Raw genomic sequence first — 17334 nt, 5'->3', positions numbered from 1 at the left:
TTTTTTGCGCGCAGGTTGATGAGAAAGCGCCTGACAACGCGATGACAAGCGGCTGACGGGCTCGTAGCACGGTGCTAAACTTCGCGGGCTGTCCACGTGGTGTACGCACAACAGGCCGGGGCGCTACCTTACAGTCAGTTTAGAATAGCGCTCGTTTTTTTCCGCTCAGGAACGGATACCTCGCGTTTATGACAGATACCCATCACGCGCACAAACAGCCTTTGCCTGCACTCGCACTGGCCGCGGTCGGCGTGGTATTCGGTGACATCGGCACGAGTCCGTTGTATTCGCTGAAAGAGGCGTTCAGCCCGGCGCATGGCATCCCGCTGACCGAACAATCCATCCTCGGTGTGATCTCGCTGCTGTTCTGGGCGATCGTGATCGTCGTCAGCATCAAGTACGTGCTGTTCGTGATGCGCGCCGATAACAATGGCGAGGGCGGTGTGCTGGCGTTGATGGCGTTGGCGTTACGCTCGGTCGATCCAAAGAAGAAGCTCGCGGGGCTGCTCGTGATGCTCGGTATCTTCGGCGCCTGCATGTTCTACGGCGATGCGGTGATTACGCCAGCCATCTCGGTGATCTCCGCGGTCGAAGGGCTGGAGATCGCAGCGCCTAACCTGGCCCATCTGGTGTTGCCGCTCACCATCCTCATCCTGATCGTGCTGTTCTGGATCCAGCGGCACGGCACGGCCATGGTGGGGCGTCTGTTCGGACCGATCATGGTGGTCTGGTTCGCGGTGATCGGTGTGCTCGGCCTTGCGCATATCGTGCAGGCGCCCACCGTCATCCGCGCGCTCAATCCGTACTACGCCTATTCGTTCATGGCGGCGCACGTGCTGCAGGCGTATGTGGTGCTCGGCTCGGTAGTGCTGGTGCTGACCGGCGCCGAAGCGCTGTACGCCGATATGGGCCACTTCGGCGCCAAGCCGATCCGGCTGGCCTGGTACTGTCTCGTGATGCCTTCGCTGGTGATGAACTACTTCGGCCAGGGCGCGCTGCTGATGCACGACCCCAAGGCCATCGAAAACCCGTTCTTCCTGCTTGCGCCCGACTGGGCGCTGCTGCCGCTCGTGGTGCTCTCCACGGTGGCCACCGTGATCGCCTCGCAGGCGGTGATTTCCGGCGCCTATTCGTTGACGAGCCAGGCCATCCAGCTCGGCTATGTGCCGCGCATGAAGATCCTGCATACGTCGGATCTCGCGATCGGACAGATCTATGTGCCAGTGGTGAACTGGATGCTGCTCTTCATCATCCTGTGCATCGTGGTGGCCTTCAAGAGTTCGGACAATCTCGCGGCAGCGTACGGTATCGCGGTGACGGCCACGATGGTGATCACCACGATCCTCGCCTGCGTGGTGATGGTGAATGTGTGGAAGTGGAACAAGCTGGCGGTCGCGCTGATTATCGGCGGCCTGATGGTGGTCGATCTCGGCTTCTTCGGCGCGAATCTGCTGAAGGTCGAGGAGGGCGGCTGGCTGCCGTTGGGCATCGGCGCACTGCTGTTCTTCCTGCTGATGACCTGGTTCAAGGGCAGGATGATCGTCAAGGAACGCACGGCCGCCGACGGTATTCCGTTGATGCCGTTCCTGCAGGGTTTGCTCGCGCATCCGCCGCATCGCGTGTCGGGCACGGCCATCTATCTGACGGGCAGCGACGTGCTGGTGCCGGTGAGTCTGCTGCACAACCTGAAGCACAACAAGGTGCTGCACGAGCGCACCATTTTCCTGACTTTCGCGACGCTCGATATTCCCTATGTTGAAGACGCGGATCGCGTCACGGTCAAAGAGATCGGCGGGGGATTGTTCCTGGTGAAGGCGGCATACGGTTTCAACGAGACGCCCGACGTGAAAGCGGTGATGACCGATGTGGGCCGCACGCACGATATGACCTTCGAACTGATGGATACGTCGTTCTTCCTCGCGCGGGAAACGGTTGTGCCGACACAATTGCCAGGGATGTCGGTGTGGCGCGAGCGGGTGTTCGCATGGATGCATCAGAACGCGGCCAAGCCGACCGATTTCTTCAGTATCCCGGCCAATCGTGTGGTGGAGTTGGGGACGAAGATCGAGATTTGAGTTTCGATGCCGTCCTTGCCGGGGTTGTTCTGCTGGCAGGGCGGTCAATGAAAAAGCCCACGCAGATCGCATCTGCGTGGGCTTTTTGTTTAGCGGCGCTTGCGGCGCGCCGCCTTAACGCTTGAGCTTGGCGAACGCTGCAGCCATCGCGCCTGACGGTTCAGGCTCACGCGAGCGCTGCGGTGCGCCCCGTCCGCTGCTGCCCGGGCGGTTGCTGGCTCCACGGTCCTGCTGGCCGCCACCGCTGCGCTGTGCGCCGCCCGCTGCACCCGTTGCACCGAACTCGTCGGCGAGACGCATGGTCAGCGAAATGCGCTGACGCTTCGCGTCCACTTCAAGCACCTTGACCTTGACGATCTGGCCGGCCTTCACGACCTCGTGCGGGTCTTTGATGAACTTCGTCGACATCGCCGACACGTGCACGAGGCCGTCCTGGTGCACGCCGATATCGATGAACGCGCCAAAGGCCGCGACGTTCGTCACGACGCCTTCCAGCACCATGCCCGGCGACAGATCGGAGATCTTCTCGACGCCTTCGCGGAACGTGGCAGTCTTGAACTCGGGACGCGGATCGCGGCCCGGCTTTTCCAGTTCGGCGAGGATGTCGCGCACGGTCGGCAGACCGAAGCGATCGTCCACGAACTCGGCGGGCGACAGGCCCGACAGCGCCTCGCGATTACCGAGCACGTCGCCGACATGCTTGTTGATCTTCGCGAGCATGCGCTCGACTACCGGATACGCTTCCGGGTGCACCGACGAACGGTCGAGCGGATTTTCGCCGTTGTTGATGCGCAGGAAGCCCGCGGCCTGTTCGAAGGTTTTATCGCCGAGACGCGGCACCTTGCGCAGATGTTCGCGCGACGGGAACGGACCGTTGGCATCGCGGAAGTCGACGATATTGCGCGCGAGCGTTGCGTTCAATCCGGACACGCGCGCGAGCAGCGCCACCGATGCCGTATTCGCATCCACGCCCACCGCGTTCACGCAATCTTCGACCACCGCGTCGAGCGAACGCGCCAGTTCACGCTGGTTCACGTCATGCTGATACTGGCCGACGCCGATCGCCTTCGGTTCGATCTTCACGAGTTCCGCGAGCGGATCTTGCAGACGCCGCGCAATCGATACCGCGCCACGCAGCGACACGTCCATGTCGGGGAATTCCTTCGCTGCCAGTTCCGAGGCCGAATACACGGAGGCGCCTGCTTCGGACACAACGATCTTCTGCAGCTTGAACTCCGGATGGCGCGCGATCAGCTCGCTTGCCAGCTTGTCGGTTTCGCGCGAAGCCGTGCCGTTGCCGATGCTGATCAGTTCAGCCTGGGTTTGCGCGCAGATACGCGCAAGTTTGGCGATCGAGCCGTCCCAGTCGCGGCGCGGCTCGTGCGGGTAAATCACGTCGGTGGCGAGCACCTTGCCGGTCCGATCGACCACCGCCACCTTCACGCCGGTGCGCATACCCGGATCGAGACCGATCACAGCCTTCGGTCCTGCCGGCGCGGCCAGCAGCAGATCCTTCAGATTGCGGGCGAACACACGAATCGCTTCATGCTCCGCTTCTTCGCGCAGATTGGTCAGCAGCTCGTTCTCGATGTGCGGCTGCACCTTCACGCGCCAGCACCAGCGGCACACGTCGGCGAGCCATTTATCGGCCGGGCGGTTCTGGTTGGCGATGCCGAAGTGGCGCGCAATCAGCGCTTCGCCCGGATGCGGCACCTGCGCGTCGAGTTCTTCGCCAAGCCCCAGCTTGACCATCAGCACGCCGGCATTGCGGCCGCGGAATAGCGCGAGCGCGCGATGCGACGGCACCGTCTTGATGGTTTCCGAGTAGTCGTAGTAATCGCGGAATTTTTCTTCTTCCGAGCTTTCCTTGCCTTCCACCACTTTCGACGACACCACGCCCTGGTTGAACAGGTACTCGCGCAGCTTGCCGAGCAGGTCGGCGGTTTCGCCGAATTGCTCGGAGAGGATGTCGCGCGCGCCGTCCAGTGCCGCTTTCACGTCGGCCACGCCCTTTTCGGCGTCGACGTACTGGGCGGCTTCGGTCTGCGGATCGAGCAGCGGATTGGCGAGCAGCGCGTCAGCAAGGGGCTGGAGGCCCGCTTCGCGAGCGATCTGCGCGCGCGTGCGGCGTTTCGGCTTGTAGGGCAGATAGAGGTCTTCCAGCACCTGTTTGCTGTCCGCACCTTCGATGGCGGTCCGCAACTCGTCCGTCATCTTGCCCTGTTCGTCGATGCTCGCGAGGATCGAGGCGCGCCGGTCTTCGAGTTCGCGCAGATACAGGAGACGTTCCTCGAGATTACGCAGCTGCGTGTCGTCGAGATTGTCTGTCACTTCCTTACGGTAACGCGCGATAAACGGAACAGTCGCGCCTTCGTCGAGGAGTTGCACCGCCGCCGCGACCTGGCGCGGCTGGACGGAGAGTTCGCTGGCGATGCGCTGTACGATCTTGAGTGCTACGTTTTCCGTCATAGGGTCTTGGTGTTCCTGCCGGACTCGATCTGAGGCCGCGAGTGGCGCCACGCGGAACGCGCGCGCTGCGGCCGGGTTGCTGAAGCGGGGCATTTTGCCATAAATGCAAAAGGGCTCAACCGCGGGGTGATAGAATTTCGGGCATGTTCCGTTGCCCATCTACGACGTTGCCGATCTCCCGTTTTCCACTTGCTTCGCTTTGTGCCTCGCTGGCCGCGCCGCTATTCACCTGCGCTGCGCTAGGCGTTGCCGCCGTCTCTTTCGCCGTGTCCGCACCGGCGTTGGCACAGGATCAGCCGGTGGTATCGGCGCCCTCGGCGGCGACCGTGCCGTCCGCGGGTTCAGCCGGTTCGGCTGCTGTCGAGGGCTCCACGGCCTCCGGCACGACGCTGCGCACCGATGACGGGCAGCTGAATGGCCCGAGCGGCGCATCGGATGCCAAAGTGAGGGGAGCGGAGGGCGCTGCGGGCGAGGCACCGGGCAACGGGTTCGATGCGCGGCAAGCGGACTTGAACCATCGCACCGAAGAGAACAACTATAACTACGCAGTCGACGAACACAATTGTTATAGCAAGTTTTTGGTGAACTACTGTCTCAACAAGGCGCGTGACAGAATGCGCACGGTGCAGGCAGGAATCCGCAAGGAACAGCTCGCGCTCAACGAGGAACAGCGTACGGCGCGTGCGCAGCAGCGCGATCAGCAGGCAGCCCTGCAGCGTGCCCAGGACGAGGCCAACGCCCCGCAGCGCGCGGCGCAGGACGCCAGCAACCAGCAACAGTACGAGGACAAGCAGCGCCAGCATCAGCTGGATCAGGCGCAGCGCGCAGCCGAGGCGCCGCAGCGCGCGGCCAACGAGCAGTCGTATCAGCAGAAAGTGCAGCAACACGCGCTGGATCAGGCGCAACGCGGTGTCAGCCCGTCGCAGGCGGCGGCGAACCAGCAGGCGTACGATCAGAAGCAGGCCAACTTCCAGACCCAGCTCGAGCAGGCTCGCGAGCAGGGCGCGCAAAAGGCACAGGAGCGTGTCGAGAAGCAGCAGAGCTTCCAGCGCAAGCAGGAGACAGCCGCCCAGCATCAGCAGGACGTCGCGGCGCGCCAGAAGCAGGCGGCCGACAAGGCGCAGCAGAAACAGCAGGAGCAGTTGCAGCAGCAACAGCAACTCGAGCAGCAGCAGAAGCAACAGCAACAACAGCAGTAACGCGTTTTTAGCCGGACAGCAACCTCAGGCGTCTGGGCTGCACGAGGCAGCCCGCGCCGCTCAGGAAGAGGGGCGAGCATGCGCGACCATCATCACGTCATCGACGCGAACGCACTTCAGGACCGTATTCTGCAACTGGAATCGGAACATAGTGGACTGGACCGTCTGATCGACAAAATGTCGGATGAGCCCGGCTTCGACGACCTTGAATTGCAGCGCCTCAAGAAGCGCAAACTCAAGGTGAAGGACACCATCATCTTGCTGCAGTTGCAGCTCGAACCGGATACGCGCGCTTAGGCGCGCGACCTGGCAGGCGCCGGGTCGCCACGCGCGCACCGGATTTTGCAGGAAACGCTTGCCTTGAATTCACCGCTTGTTTCTTCTTCGCGCAGTTCGTCGGATGACGAAGCTTCCGCACGCGAGCCGCGCGCAGCCGGGAGTGCGCTCGCGGCCTCGCTGAACCCTCGCCGCAAATCCGAACTCGACGACATCTTCGCCGCTGATGGCCTGCTGGCGCGCCAGATTGATGGCTACCGTTCGCGTGCCTCGCAGATCGAGATGGCGCGCGCGGTCGCTGCCGCGATGGAAGCGTCGGGCAGGGCCATGCCCGAGCCGGCGATGTTCGAGGCGCAGAAGCGGCCGGCACGGCGCCTGCAGGCGCCCGCTGGGGATGCCTCAGCTGCCGCGGCTGCAGACGCTGCTACGAGCGACGCTGCCGGCGGTCTCGATGGCAGCGAGAACACGTTGATCGTCGAAGCGGGCACCGGCACCGGCAAGACCTACGCGTATCTCGTACCGGCCATGCTGTGGGGCGGCAAGGTGATCGTCTCGACCGGCACCAAGCACTTGCAGGACCAGCTGTTCCAGCGCGATATCCCGACCGTGCGCGATGCGCTCGCCGTGCCCGTCACGGTGGCGATGCTCAAGGGTCGCGCGAACTACCTGTGCCACTACTACCTGCAACGCACCGCCGACAATGGGCGTCTGCCGTCGCGCCAGGAGACCTCGTATCTGCAGGATATCGTCCGTTTCGCGAAGATCACCCGCACCGGCGACAAGGCAGAACTCGCGAGTGTGCCGGAGACGGCCGCGGTGTGGTCGATGGTGACCTCGACGCGTGAAAACTGCCTTGGCCAGGAGTGCCCGCACTACAAGGAGTGCTTCGTGATGCAGGCGCGCCGCGAGGCGCAGCAGGCCGACATCGTGGTGGTCAACCATCACCTGTTCTTCGCCGACATCATGTTGCGAGACACCGGTATGGCCGAACTGCTGCCGACGGCCAATACGATCGTCTTCGACGAAGCGCACCAATTGCCGGAGACCGCGACGCTGTTCTTCGGCGAGACGCTCTCAACTGCGCAGTTTCTCGAACTGGCCCGTGACTCGGTTGCCGAAGGGCTGGGCCATGCGCGCGAGGTGGTCGACTGGGTGAAGCTCGGCGCGGCGCTCGAACGTTCGGCGCGCGACGTGCGTCTCGCCTTCAAGGAAGATTCGGTGCGGCTGTCGATCGGCCAGTTGCCGGACGGCCATCCGCTCTTTGCTGCGCTCGAAACGCTTGAGACGGAACTGGCTGCGCTCGCCAATGCCTTGTCGAGCCAGGCGGAACGCGCCGAGTCGCTGGGTGCCTGTCTGCGGCGCGCGCGCGAGTTGCAGGGGATCCTGTCCGGCTGGACGACGCCGCCGACCGAAGCCGAACGCGACGTAGCCTCAGACGCCGCCGGTGGCGATGCTGCTACGGCCGACAAGAAGGCCGTTGGCGATCCGAACGAAAAGGTGCGCTGGATCGAAGTGTTTGCGCATACCGTGCAGTTGCATGAGACGCCGTTGTCGGTGGCGCCGATCTTCGCCAAGCAGCGTGCCGGCGTGCCGCGGGCGTGGATTTTCACATCGGCAACGCTTTCTGTGCGCGGCGATTTCGCCCACTATGCCGCACAGATGGGCCTGAACGCGCGCCGCTCGATGACGCTGCCGAGCCCCTTCGACTATCCGACGCAAGGCCTCCTGTACGTGCCGCGCAATCTGCCGCAGCCGTCCTCGCCGATGTTCACCGACGCGGTATTCGAAGCCGCGCTGCCGGCCATCGAAGCGTCGGGTGGCGGCGTATTCATGCTCTGCACGACATTGCGGGCCGTCGACAAGATTGCCATGAAGCTGCGCGACACGATCGAAGCGCGTGGCTGGAACTACCCGCTGCTGGTGCAGGGTGATGCGAGTCGCACGGAACTGCTCGACCGCTTCCGCTCCTATGGCAATGCGATCCTGGTAGGCAGCCAAAGTTTCTGGGAAGGCGTCGACGTGCGTGGCGATGCGCTCTCGCTCGTCGTGATCGACAAACTGCCGTTTGCACCGCCCGACGACCCGGTACTGGCCGCCCGGCTCGACGCACTGACCAGGAAGGGGCTAAGCCCGTTTGCGGTTCATCAATTGCCGCAGGCGGTGATTACGCTAAAGCAGGGCGCAGGGCGTCTGATTCGCGCTGAGACCGATCGCGGCGTTTTGATGATCTGCGATACCCGACTCGTCGACAAACCGTATGGGCGCCGTATATGGCAGAGCCTGCCGCCTTTCAAGCGGACCAGAGAGATCGACGTGGTTCGTGAGTTCTTCGAAGAAGCCGCGAGCGTGCGTTCTGAGTGAAAAAAAGAAGTGATGGCCGGTCGTTGAAAACGGCTGCTATAAGCAAATCGTAATTAACGACGGTAATTATCTGACGATACAAAAAGCAATAAGCGACTAAGCGCGAGTAAGAGCAACTAAGAGCAACTAAGCGGCTGCATTAAGCGAGCGCAGAATGACAAAACGCCACGGATGTAAATCCGTGGCGTTTTGCTTTACCGCACCGGAAGACCAGAGCGATCTTCCGATGTGGTTTTCGCCCAGAGGCGAACCCTGTACGACAGCTTACTGGCTTGCGCCCGAAGCTGCAGCAGCCGAAGCCGCACCAGCGTCCGAAGCAGCAGCGCCTGCGTCCGAAGCAGCAGCAGCCGGTGCCGAAGCAGCAGCGTCGCTCGCAGCAGCAGCAGCGTCCGAAGCTGCAGCGCCTGCATCCGAAGCAGCAGCAGCCGGTGCCGAAGCAGCGGATGCATCGCTAGCCGGGGCAGCTGCCTGGTCGCTGCTCTTGTTGCATGCAGCCAGTGCCACAGCTGCCAACAGGGATGCTACGAGGAGGGATTTCTTCATGATCACGTCCTTTTATGGTTAAAGGTAAGCAACAGCGCAAAATAATACCGGTAATGTGCTCCAACACCGACCTGGGCCGCTGGTGGAGACGCACTTCACAAGAGCGTGAATCTTCCCTACGGCTTGGGCGGAAATTATATGCACTTTCGTACAGACCGTCGACAAATGCGGGGTCAATACGTTGTCTTTCTCATACAAAATTTCACGGTACTTCATAACAGGCGGACAAGCTTTAGACAAGCTCGCCCACTTGTATCCAGCCCGCACGATACCACTCGTGCAGCAATGCTGTCACCGATGAATCGCCTGAGAGTGTTACAAAGCGTTTCGCACTCAGACGCCGGCAATCAGCGAATTCAATCAACCATCTTTTATGGCCTGCAAACCGATTTTCTTCTCCATTCAGGAAGAAAAAGCGGCTGTTGTACAGCATAACCGTCTTCCGGTCGAGCCTCAGGCCCAACTCTGAAGCACGCCTGATAAAACGCGCCTCGTTGAGCGGCTGTTCCGGCGGATCGAACACTACGCTCGGCTTCGGCTCGCTCAGATAGGTGCCGAGGAACGACGCGATGTCCTTTTCGCCCCATTTCACCTGAGCAAGGATCGCGCCTACCCGTTCGACCAGGGCGGCAGGCAGCTCTGCGGGATGCGCTACTGCAGGCTGTTGCGGATCCCGGTAAAGCTGGGCAGCACGCTCTGGCTGGCCGCCCGTTTCGCCACGCTCGGCGAGATGATACAGAAATTGCGCGGTCAGCTCGCTCGAGGAGGGCGCCCTGAAGCCGATCGAACAGGTCATGCACTCGCCCTCGGCCACGCCGTCGTGCGCGATGTGAGGCGGAAGATACAGCATGTCGCCGGGTTCGAGGACCCATTCCTCTTCTGGCTCGAAATTTTGTAAAACTTTCAACGGCACACCCGGACGGAGCGACAGATCGCGTTGTGCGCCGATCCGCCAGCGGCGTTTGCCGTGCACCTGCAGCAGGAACACGTCGTACGAGTCGAAATGCGGACCGACCCCGCCGCCGTCACTCGCGTACGAGATCATCAGATCGTCCAGACGTGCATCCGGCACGAAGCGAAAGCGCTCGAGCAGGGCGCGGGCGCGGTCGTTATGCAGGTCGACGCCCTGCACGAGCAGCGTCCATGCGCGTTGCTTGAGCGAGGGCAATTCGTCGGCCGCAAACGGGCCGTGTTCCAGTTGCCATTTGTTGCGAAAGTGTGTGATCAGGCGCGCTTCCACTTCGTCCTGATCGGCCAGGTCGAACAGCTCACTGCGCGAGAGCGGCGCCTCGACGTTCGGGATGGCCTGACGAATCAGCAGAGGCTTCTTTTGCCAGTACCGGCGCATGAATTGCGACGGAGTGAGATTGCCGAGCAGCGGTGTGGGTACGTCCGGCGAGGGCGGCAGAACCGGCGGAGAAATCCGCGCAGAAGCTGCATGCGCCGGGTGGTCAAGGGGCCGCTTGGGCATCGTATAATGTGAGTTGTATTCTGGAGAATCGAATGAAAATTGCAAAGAACACCGTCGTGTCGGTCGCTTACAAGCTGTCGGATGCGCAGGGCAACCTGATCGAAGAGAGCGATGAGCCGATGGTCTATCTGCACGGCGGCTATGATGGCACGTTCCCCAAGATCGAGGAAGAGCTCGACGGCCATGAGGCTGGTTTCGAGACCCAGATCCAGCTGGAACCGCAAGACGCGTTTGGCGAATACGATCCCGATCTGGTGAAGATCGAGCCGCGCACGCGCTTCCCCGAGCCGCTCGAAGTCGGTATGCAATTCGAAGGCACGCCGGAAGAAGGCGACGAGGACATCGATTCGCTGGTGTACGTCGTGACTGACGTCGCGGAAGACAAGGTCGTGCTCGACGGCAACCATCCGCTCGCCGGCATGGCGCTGCGTTTTGCGCTGACCGTCAAGGACGTGCGTCCCGCTACTGAAGACGAAATCCAGCACGAACATGCCCACGGCGCGGACGGCCTGGAAGTACTCGATGAGGATGACGACGAAGGCGATGAAGAGCCGTCGGGCCCCACGTTGCACTGAACCTGGTAGATGCGCCGCGACGGGTGTGCCTTACCTTAGGGCGTGCCCGCGGATGCTCCACCTGGGGCCGGCGCCTGTCCACCTGAGCCGGGTAGCGTGTTGAGCGGTTGCTCCGGCGGCGGTGTCGACGGTAGAAGCGGCGGCAGGTTCGAGGCCGGATTGAGCGTTTGATTCAACGTTTGAGCTGGCGACTGATTGGGTAACTGATCCGGCATCTGCCCCGGCGTCTGATTGCCCCCCGCCGGTGATGACAGCTCGGGCTCGCTTTCATCGGGAGCCTGCGCAGGCTGAACCGCTGACGCGGGTTGGAACGGCACCAGCGGCATGTTCTTCGGCACGGTGTGCACGCTGACCCGGAAAGGCGGCCTGCGCGAGAGATCGGCTTCAATCTGAAGCCACTCATCCAGACGATCATGCAGCGTGAAGGCGATGCGCGTCAGATTCGTCACCACCTCCCCCTTGTCGTTACGCAGCGGCTGGTCGATCGCAAAGCCGCCGGCGGGCCGTCCATCGTCGTTATGGATTAGCACAATGGGGCCGTGGAAGATCTGCGCGGCCTTCACGAGGCTGCGCTTGAGTTCCAGAAAGCCATCACGACGCGCGTTGCGTCCGAAACGCAGCCATGCAAAACGGTCTGGCCGCTCGTAGCGTTCCGGGTCCGGGTCGCCTTGAATGAAAATTACAACCGCGCGTGCTTCGCGCCGCTTCGCATACTCGGCTGCGTGCTCGATCCAGAACGCGTTGGCGATCACGCGATCTTCGAACTCGCCGTTACGGCCGCCCGCGCTCACGTAGTGGTTGTTCGAGCCGGGCACATTCAAACCGATGAACACGGTGTCGCCCAGTTGCCAGCGCACATTCTCCCGATACGGTCTGAAGCGCGAGACTTCGCTTTCGCGTGTCAATGCCAGCGGGTTTTGTCCCATGGACGAAGGGTCGGCGAAGATCGTCTGCCGTAGCTGATCGAGCCGCTCGACCGGATCGAAGCCGCCGGCTTCGGCGATACCGCAATCGGTCCAGTCATGCTGGCCGGGGACGAAGATCAGTGGCGGCCTTGCTGCTTCCAGCAGAGCCTGTCGCCGGTCGTATAACGTGTCCCTGCAGGCTTCTTTCGCGCCCTTCAGATTGCCGTCGTAGACGATGAACGACATGTTGCGGTCGCGGCCGATCGCGTCGATGAGTCGCTGCGTCGAGGCCTCGTCAGCGGGGCTTTGCAGCGTATCGGCGATGACTGCGAAGGTGTAGCGGATCGGCGCGGCGCGTGCCTGGGCGGAGACCCCTGCTGCGAGGGTCAGCGCAAATGCGAGCGCCGCGCACACCGTGCGCTGGCGCTGCGGACGACGGCGCCGGTCAATGATCTGCATCCGGCGCAGTGGCCAGGTCATGCAGTTCATAGAGCAGGTCCAGCGCCTCACGCGGGCGCAGGTCGTTCGGATCGAGCGCTCGCAGACGCCCGATGAGCGCCTGCTCGGCAGCCGTCAGTGCAGGGGCGGGCGGGGTGCTGTCGTCATGAGCGTCGTCGGCGTCCTGCAGCATCAGCGGTGCCGCAAACAGATCGAGCTGCGGTGCGGGTTGCCCGGCCGACTGCTGCTCGAGGTGCGCGAGATGCTTGCGCGCGGCACGGATCACGGCAGCAGGCACGCCGGCAAGTTGCGCCACCTGCAGGCCATAGCTCTGATTCGCCGGGCCTTCGTTCACCGCATGCAGGAAGACAATGCCGTGGCCATGCTCCACGGCGGATAAATGCACGTTGGCCGCTTGCGGAAATTCCGCGGGCAGTTGCGTCAGCTCAAAGTAATGCGTGGCGAACAACGTGTGGCAGCCGTTGTGCGCGAGCAGATGCCGCGCGATTGCCCACGCCAGCGCGAGGCCGTCGAAAGTCGAAGTGCCGCGGCCGATTTCGTCCATCAGCACGAGACTTTGCGGTGTCGCGTCGTTCAGGATCGCCGCGGCTTCCGTCATTTCAACCATGAAGGTCGAACGGCCGCCGGCCAGATCGTCGGCTGCGCCAATGCGCGTGAAGATGCGGTCGATCGGGCCAAACGTCGCACGCGTTGCCGGGACATAACTGCCCACATAGGCCATCAGCGCAATCAGCGCGGTCTGCCGCATGAAAGTGGATTTACCGCCCATGTTCGGGCCGGTGATCAGCAGCAGCTTGCGTTCGGGGTTGAGCGTGCAGTCGTTGGCGATGAACTGCTCGACCTGCGCCTCGACCACCGGGTGACGTCCCTGTTCGATCGCGATACCCGCGCTCGGCGTGAACGAAGGCGCGACCCAGTCGAGCGCGCGGGCGCGCTCGGCAAACGCGGCGAGCAGATCGAGTTCCGCGAGCGCCGCGGCAACGCGCTGGCAATCGGCGAGGAATGGCAGAAGCGCCTGCAGCAATCCGTCGTAGAGCGAGCGCTCGCGTGCGAGCGCGCGTTCCTGTGCCGACAGCGCTTTGTCCTCGAAGGTCTTCAGCTCCGGCGTGATATAGCGCTCGGCGTTTTTCAGCGTCTGGCGCCGGCGATAGTCGTCGGGCACCTTGTCCGTCTGGCCGCGCGTGACTTCGATATAGAAGCCGTGAACCTTGTTGTATTCGACGCGCAGATTGTTGATGCCGGTACGCGCGCGTTCGCGCGTTTCCAGGTCGATCAGGAATTGGCCGCAGTTTTCGGAGATATCACGCAGCTCGTCGAGCTCTGCATCGTAGCCGCGAGCAATCACGCCACCGTCGCGGACCATTGCAGCCGGTTCGGGCGCCACCGCCAGCTTCAGCAGATCGACGCAAGGCGCGGGCGGTTCCAGCGCGGCGTCGATGCGCGCGAGCGAATCGGCAGCGCCCGTCACCGAGGCCAGCAGCGTGCGCAGATCGGGCAACGCAATGAACGTATCGCGCAGGCTCGACAGGTCACGTGGACGGGCGGACAGCAGCGCGAGGCGCCCGGTGATCCGCTCGATATCGGAAATCTGCCGCAGCGCGCCGCGCAACGTATCGACGCTTGCACTGACTGGCGCCTCGAGCAGCGCACCGATCGCCTGTTGACGCGCCTGCGCAATCGCCGCTTCGCGCGGCGGATGATGCAGCCAGTGGCGCAGCAGCCGGCTGCCCATGGTCGTGCAGCAGGTATCGAGCAGTGAACACAGCGTCGGGCTTTCGGTGCCGCGCAGCGTTTCCGTGAGTTCGAGATTGCGGCGCGTGGCGGGGTCGAGCCCAATATATTCGGATTCGTATTCGACCTTCAGACTGCGCACATGGCGCAACTGCTGACCTTGGGTCGCTGCCGCGTACAGCAGCAGCGCGCCGGCTGCTCCGCAGGCGCTCGACAGCGAATGCGCGCCGAAACCGTCGAGGCTCGCCACGTCCATCTGATCGCACAGGCGCTGCGTGCCGGAGGAGACGTCGAAATGCCAGACGGGTACCCGTGTCAGTGCGCCAGAACCAGCCGGTGGCGACCACGTGTTGGTATCGACCGGCGAATCGGCGACGAGAATTTCCGCTGGACGAATGCGCTCGAGCGCGGCAGCCGCCTGATCCGGTGCAACTTCCGCGAGGCGCAACGCGCCGCTCGCGAGGTTGAGCCACGCGAGGCCTACGTTGGTGGCGACGCCGCGCCGGTTGTGACCCACACACACCGCGAGCAGGTACACGTCGCTCTTGTCCGACAGCAGCGCAGCATCGGTGAGCGTGCCGGGCGTGACCACGCGCACGACCTTGCGTTCGACCGGCCCCTTCGAAGTGGCCGGATCGCCAATCTGTTCGCAGATTGCGACCGATTCGCCCAGCTTCACCAGCTTGGCGAGATACTGTTCGACCGCGTGATGCGGCACGCCGGCCATCTTGATCGGATTACCCGCCGACGCACCACGCTGGGTCAGCGTGAGATCGAGCAGGCGTGCGGCTTTTTCGGCATCGTCGAAAAACAGCTCATAGAAGTCGCCCATCCGGTAAAACACGAGCGTGCCCGGATGCTCCCCCTTGATGCGCAGGTATTGCTGCATCATCGGGGTATGTTGTGCGACGTCATTGGCCGCTGCGGTTTGAATGCCCATCCTGAGTGTCTTCTTGCGTTAGCTGTTCAGGGCGTGAGTTTAACCCGCCGCCGCGCGGATTGAACCTCGGCCGGATGGCTAATCACAGGCGAAGTCGCTGGAGCCGCGATTGGACAGATGGGGGAGGCCGTCAAGGACATCAACGACGAAGGGGGAAACGCTACCTCCGTACCGCGCCACCTCGAGGAGTTCGTGCGACGATTCAAACCGGCGCCGGTAGCCGAAATTATTCAAGTGGGTGCCGGAAACGATCCTGACGACGTCGCGAATTTCGCTGCGGGACCTCAAATTCCCAACCTGCGGCCTATACTTTCAGGATGATTTCGTTTTGCGACAAGGAGGCGCAAATCGTGTGCTGTGCACTTCGCGCGGCATCCCGCGCGGTCATTCACGTAAAGCCCATGACTACTATCGTATGAGGAGAGGATCATGACGCGCAAGTACATCGATTGCCGGGAATTTCCGAGCGAAATGAACTGCTCTATCGCGCTATCCGCGGATTCCGAAAATGAGCTGCTGGAGGCGGCCGTACAGCACGCGGTCACGGTTCACAAGCATGCCGATTCTCCAGAACTGCGTTCGCAGTTGAAGACGCTGTTTCATGACGGCACGCCGCCGGTAGAAGCACCGCGTCACGCGTAATGCTCGCGCACCCGCACGCGCGACCGGTTATCGGGCAGTCACATCACGATGCCCAACCGCTCAGGAACGAACTGGATCCGAGCGTAGCTACGCATCCCGCCGTGAACAAAAAATCCTTCGCGTAGATTGGCTGCACGGACTCATCGATGTTGATGAGTCTTGTTGGCACCCCTGGATGAAGGCAAGACCTTCAGGATTTCGACTCCCTTACCTGTTGCCTCAAATGTCGTCCGCATTCCAGGAGGTGTCTCATGGTCAATTTGTCCAGCAATGCAATCGAAGAACTGAAAGTTGCGACGAGAGGGCAAGTGCTGTTGCCTGCCGATCCCGGTTTCGACGAAGCGCGCAGCATATGGAATGCAATGATCGACCGTCGTCCGGCTGTCATCGTGCGTTGCGCGGGAGTGGCCGATGTTCGCCGTGCAGTAGCCTTTGCGCGCGATAACGACTTGCCGCTGGCTGTGCGCGGCGGCGCGCATAACATCGCAGGCAGCGCGGTCTGTGACGACGGACTGATGATCGACTTGTCGCCGATGAAATCGGTACGGGTCGACCCGGCTGCGCGTCGCGCCTATGTCGAACCGGGTGCCACGCTTGCCGATTTCGACCATGAAGCGCAGGCTTTCGGGCTGGCGACACCGCTCGGGATCAATTCGACGACGGGCGTGTCGGGTCTGACGCTTGGCGGCGGCTTCGGTTGGCTCAGCCGCCAGTACGGGATGACGGTCGACAATCTCGTCTCGGCGGATGTCGTTACGGCGGACGGAGAACTGGTTCGTGCCGCTGCCGATGCGCATGAGGATCTGTTCTGGGCGATTCGCGGCGGCGGCGGCAATTTCGGCGTCGTTACGATGTTCGAATTCCAGCTGCATCCAGTTGGGCCGGAGGTGTTCGGCGGGCTCGTCGTATTGCCGTTGGAACAGGCAAAAGACGCGCTCAGGAAATATCGCGCTGCAATCGACGATATGCCGGACGAACTCTCTGTATGGGCCGTGCTGCGCCTCGCGCCGCCGCTGCCGTTTCTGCCGCAGGATGTCCACGGCAAACCGATCATCGCTTTTGCAAGCTGCTACAACGGCGCAGTTGCTGATGGGCCGGGCGCGCTCGACGCGGTGCGCCACTTCGGCACCCCGTACGGAGAACATCTCGGCCCGATGCCTTATGCGATGTGGCAACAGGCTTTCGATCCGCTGCTGACGCCCGGTGCGCGCAACTACTGGAAGTCGCACAATCTGGCCGAGTTGCCGGACGGACTGCTGGACGTGCTGATTGACGCCATTGACAAGCTGCCGTCGCCGCAATGCGAGATCTTCTTCGGTCAGATCGGGGCTCAAACAACCCGTGTTCCGGTCGAGGCCACGGCCTATCCGAACCGCGACGCGACATATGTCATGAATGTGCATGGACGCTGGAGCGACGCAAGCGACGATGACCGATGCATCGCATGGGCACGCGGCTTCTTCGAGGCGGCTGCGCCTTTCGCACTGGGCAGCGTGTATGTCAACTTCCTGACGCAGGACGAGACCGGGCGTATCGGCGCGGCCTATGGTCCGAACTACGATCGTCTCGTCGCGGTGAAGACCCGGTACGATCCGCACAACCTGTTTCGCTTCAATCAGAACATCCAGCCTTCTGTGTCGTAACGGGCATCCGGTGCGCGTCAGTCGTCGGGGACCTGGGGACTCCCG

The 17334-nt window shown here is 62.5% G+C and carries 12 protein-coding genes; 7 read left to right on the top strand and 5 right to left on the bottom strand.

Annotated elements, in window-relative coordinates:
* The first annotated feature begins 188 nt into the window (after nt 1-188).
* Complete coding sequence (locus P3T24_RS08350) at nt 189-2075, top strand: potassium transporter Kup (RefSeq protein WP_074264199.1); 1887 nt, start codon at nt 189-191, stop codon at nt 2073-2075.
* A 114-nt stretch (nt 2076-2189) separates the two neighbouring features.
* On the opposite strand, the gene P3T24_RS08345 is transcribed toward P3T24_RS08350, so the two are convergent.
* The gene (locus P3T24_RS08345) at nt 2190-4544 is read right to left on the bottom strand and encodes a Tex family protein (protein ID WP_429433703.1); all 2355 of its coding nucleotides are present in this window, start codon (nt 4542-4544) and stop codon (nt 2190-2192) included.
* Nucleotides 4545-4687: 143 nt separating this feature from the next.
* Between P3T24_RS08345 and P3T24_RS08340 the strand changes: the two genes are divergently transcribed.
* The 3 genes from P3T24_RS08340 to P3T24_RS08330 all read left to right on the top strand — a co-directional run bounded on the left by P3T24_RS08340 (nt 4688) and on the right by P3T24_RS08330 (nt 8380).
* Nucleotides 4688-5743 carry a hypothetical protein gene (locus tag P3T24_RS08340; RefSeq protein ID WP_429433700.1) on the top strand — a complete coding sequence of 352 codons (1056 nt, stop codon included), beginning with the start codon at nt 4688-4690 and terminating at the stop codon, nt 5741-5743.
* 78 nt (nt 5744-5821) lie between these two features.
* Nucleotides 5822-6040 (top strand): DUF465 domain-containing protein, encoded by a 219-nt coding sequence (locus P3T24_RS08335; protein WP_074264202.1) that lies wholly within the window; start codon nt 5822-5824, stop codon nt 6038-6040.
* A gap of 63 nt (nt 6041-6103) precedes the next feature.
* A complete protein-coding gene (locus P3T24_RS08330) occupies nt 6104-8380 on the top strand; it encodes an ATP-dependent DNA helicase (protein ID WP_429433697.1) in 2277 nt (758 codons plus the stop codon).
* Nucleotides 8381-8644: 264 nt separating this feature from the next.
* Here P3T24_RS08330 and P3T24_RS08325 read toward each other — a convergent pair whose 3' ends face one another.
* Together P3T24_RS08325 and P3T24_RS08320 are read right to left on the bottom strand one after the other, a co-directional pair.
* Entirely contained in the window at nt 8645-8923 is a 279-nt protein-coding gene (locus P3T24_RS08325) for a hypothetical protein (RefSeq protein WP_074264204.1), read from the bottom strand.
* Nucleotides 8924-9155: 232 nt separating this feature from the next.
* Nucleotides 9156-10394 (bottom strand): JmjC domain-containing protein, encoded by a 1239-nt coding sequence (locus P3T24_RS08320; RefSeq protein WP_429433694.1) that lies wholly within the window; start codon nt 10392-10394, stop codon nt 9156-9158.
* Nucleotides 10395-10426: 32 nt separating this feature from the next.
* Between P3T24_RS08320 and P3T24_RS08315 the strand changes: the two genes are divergently transcribed.
* Nucleotides 10427-10969, top strand: a complete 543-nt coding sequence (locus P3T24_RS08315; RefSeq protein ID WP_074264206.1) for an FKBP-type peptidyl-prolyl cis-trans isomerase — start codon at nt 10427-10429, stop codon at nt 10967-10969.
* A gap of 35 nt (nt 10970-11004) precedes the next feature.
* Here P3T24_RS08315 and P3T24_RS08310 read toward each other — a convergent pair whose 3' ends face one another.
* The gene (locus tag P3T24_RS08310) at nt 11005-12354 is read right to left on the bottom strand and encodes a hypothetical protein (RefSeq protein ID WP_429434289.1); all 1350 of its coding nucleotides are present in this window, start codon (nt 12352-12354) and stop codon (nt 11005-11007) included.
* On the bottom strand, nt 12320-15004 hold the full coding sequence (mutS, locus tag P3T24_RS08305; protein WP_429433691.1) for a DNA mismatch repair protein MutS: 2685 nt from the start codon (nt 15002-15004) through the stop codon (nt 12320-12322). The genes P3T24_RS08310 and mutS overlap by 35 nt, the downstream gene beginning before the upstream one ends.
* Before the next feature lie 429 nt (nt 15005-15433).
* On the opposite strand from mutS, the gene P3T24_RS08300 reads away from it, so the two are divergent.
* Together P3T24_RS08300 and P3T24_RS08295 are read left to right on the top strand one after the other, a co-directional pair.
* Nucleotides 15434-15646: a DUF1059 domain-containing protein gene (locus tag P3T24_RS08300; protein WP_074264209.1), complete on the top strand. Its 213-nt coding sequence runs from the start codon at nt 15434-15436 to the stop codon at nt 15644-15646.
* A 251-nt stretch (nt 15647-15897) separates the two neighbouring features.
* Complete coding sequence (locus P3T24_RS08295) at nt 15898-17289, top strand: FAD-binding oxidoreductase (RefSeq protein WP_429433688.1); 1392 nt, start codon at nt 15898-15900, stop codon at nt 17287-17289.
* Nucleotides 17290-17334 lie beyond the last annotated feature (45 nt).

The organism is Paraburkholderia sp. GAS33, from assembly GCF_050436645.1.
Classification (GTDB): domain Bacteria; phylum Pseudomonadota; class Gammaproteobacteria; order Burkholderiales; family Burkholderiaceae; genus Paraburkholderia; species Paraburkholderia phenazinium_B.
This window is presented reverse-complemented; position numbering and strand designations above follow the sequence as displayed.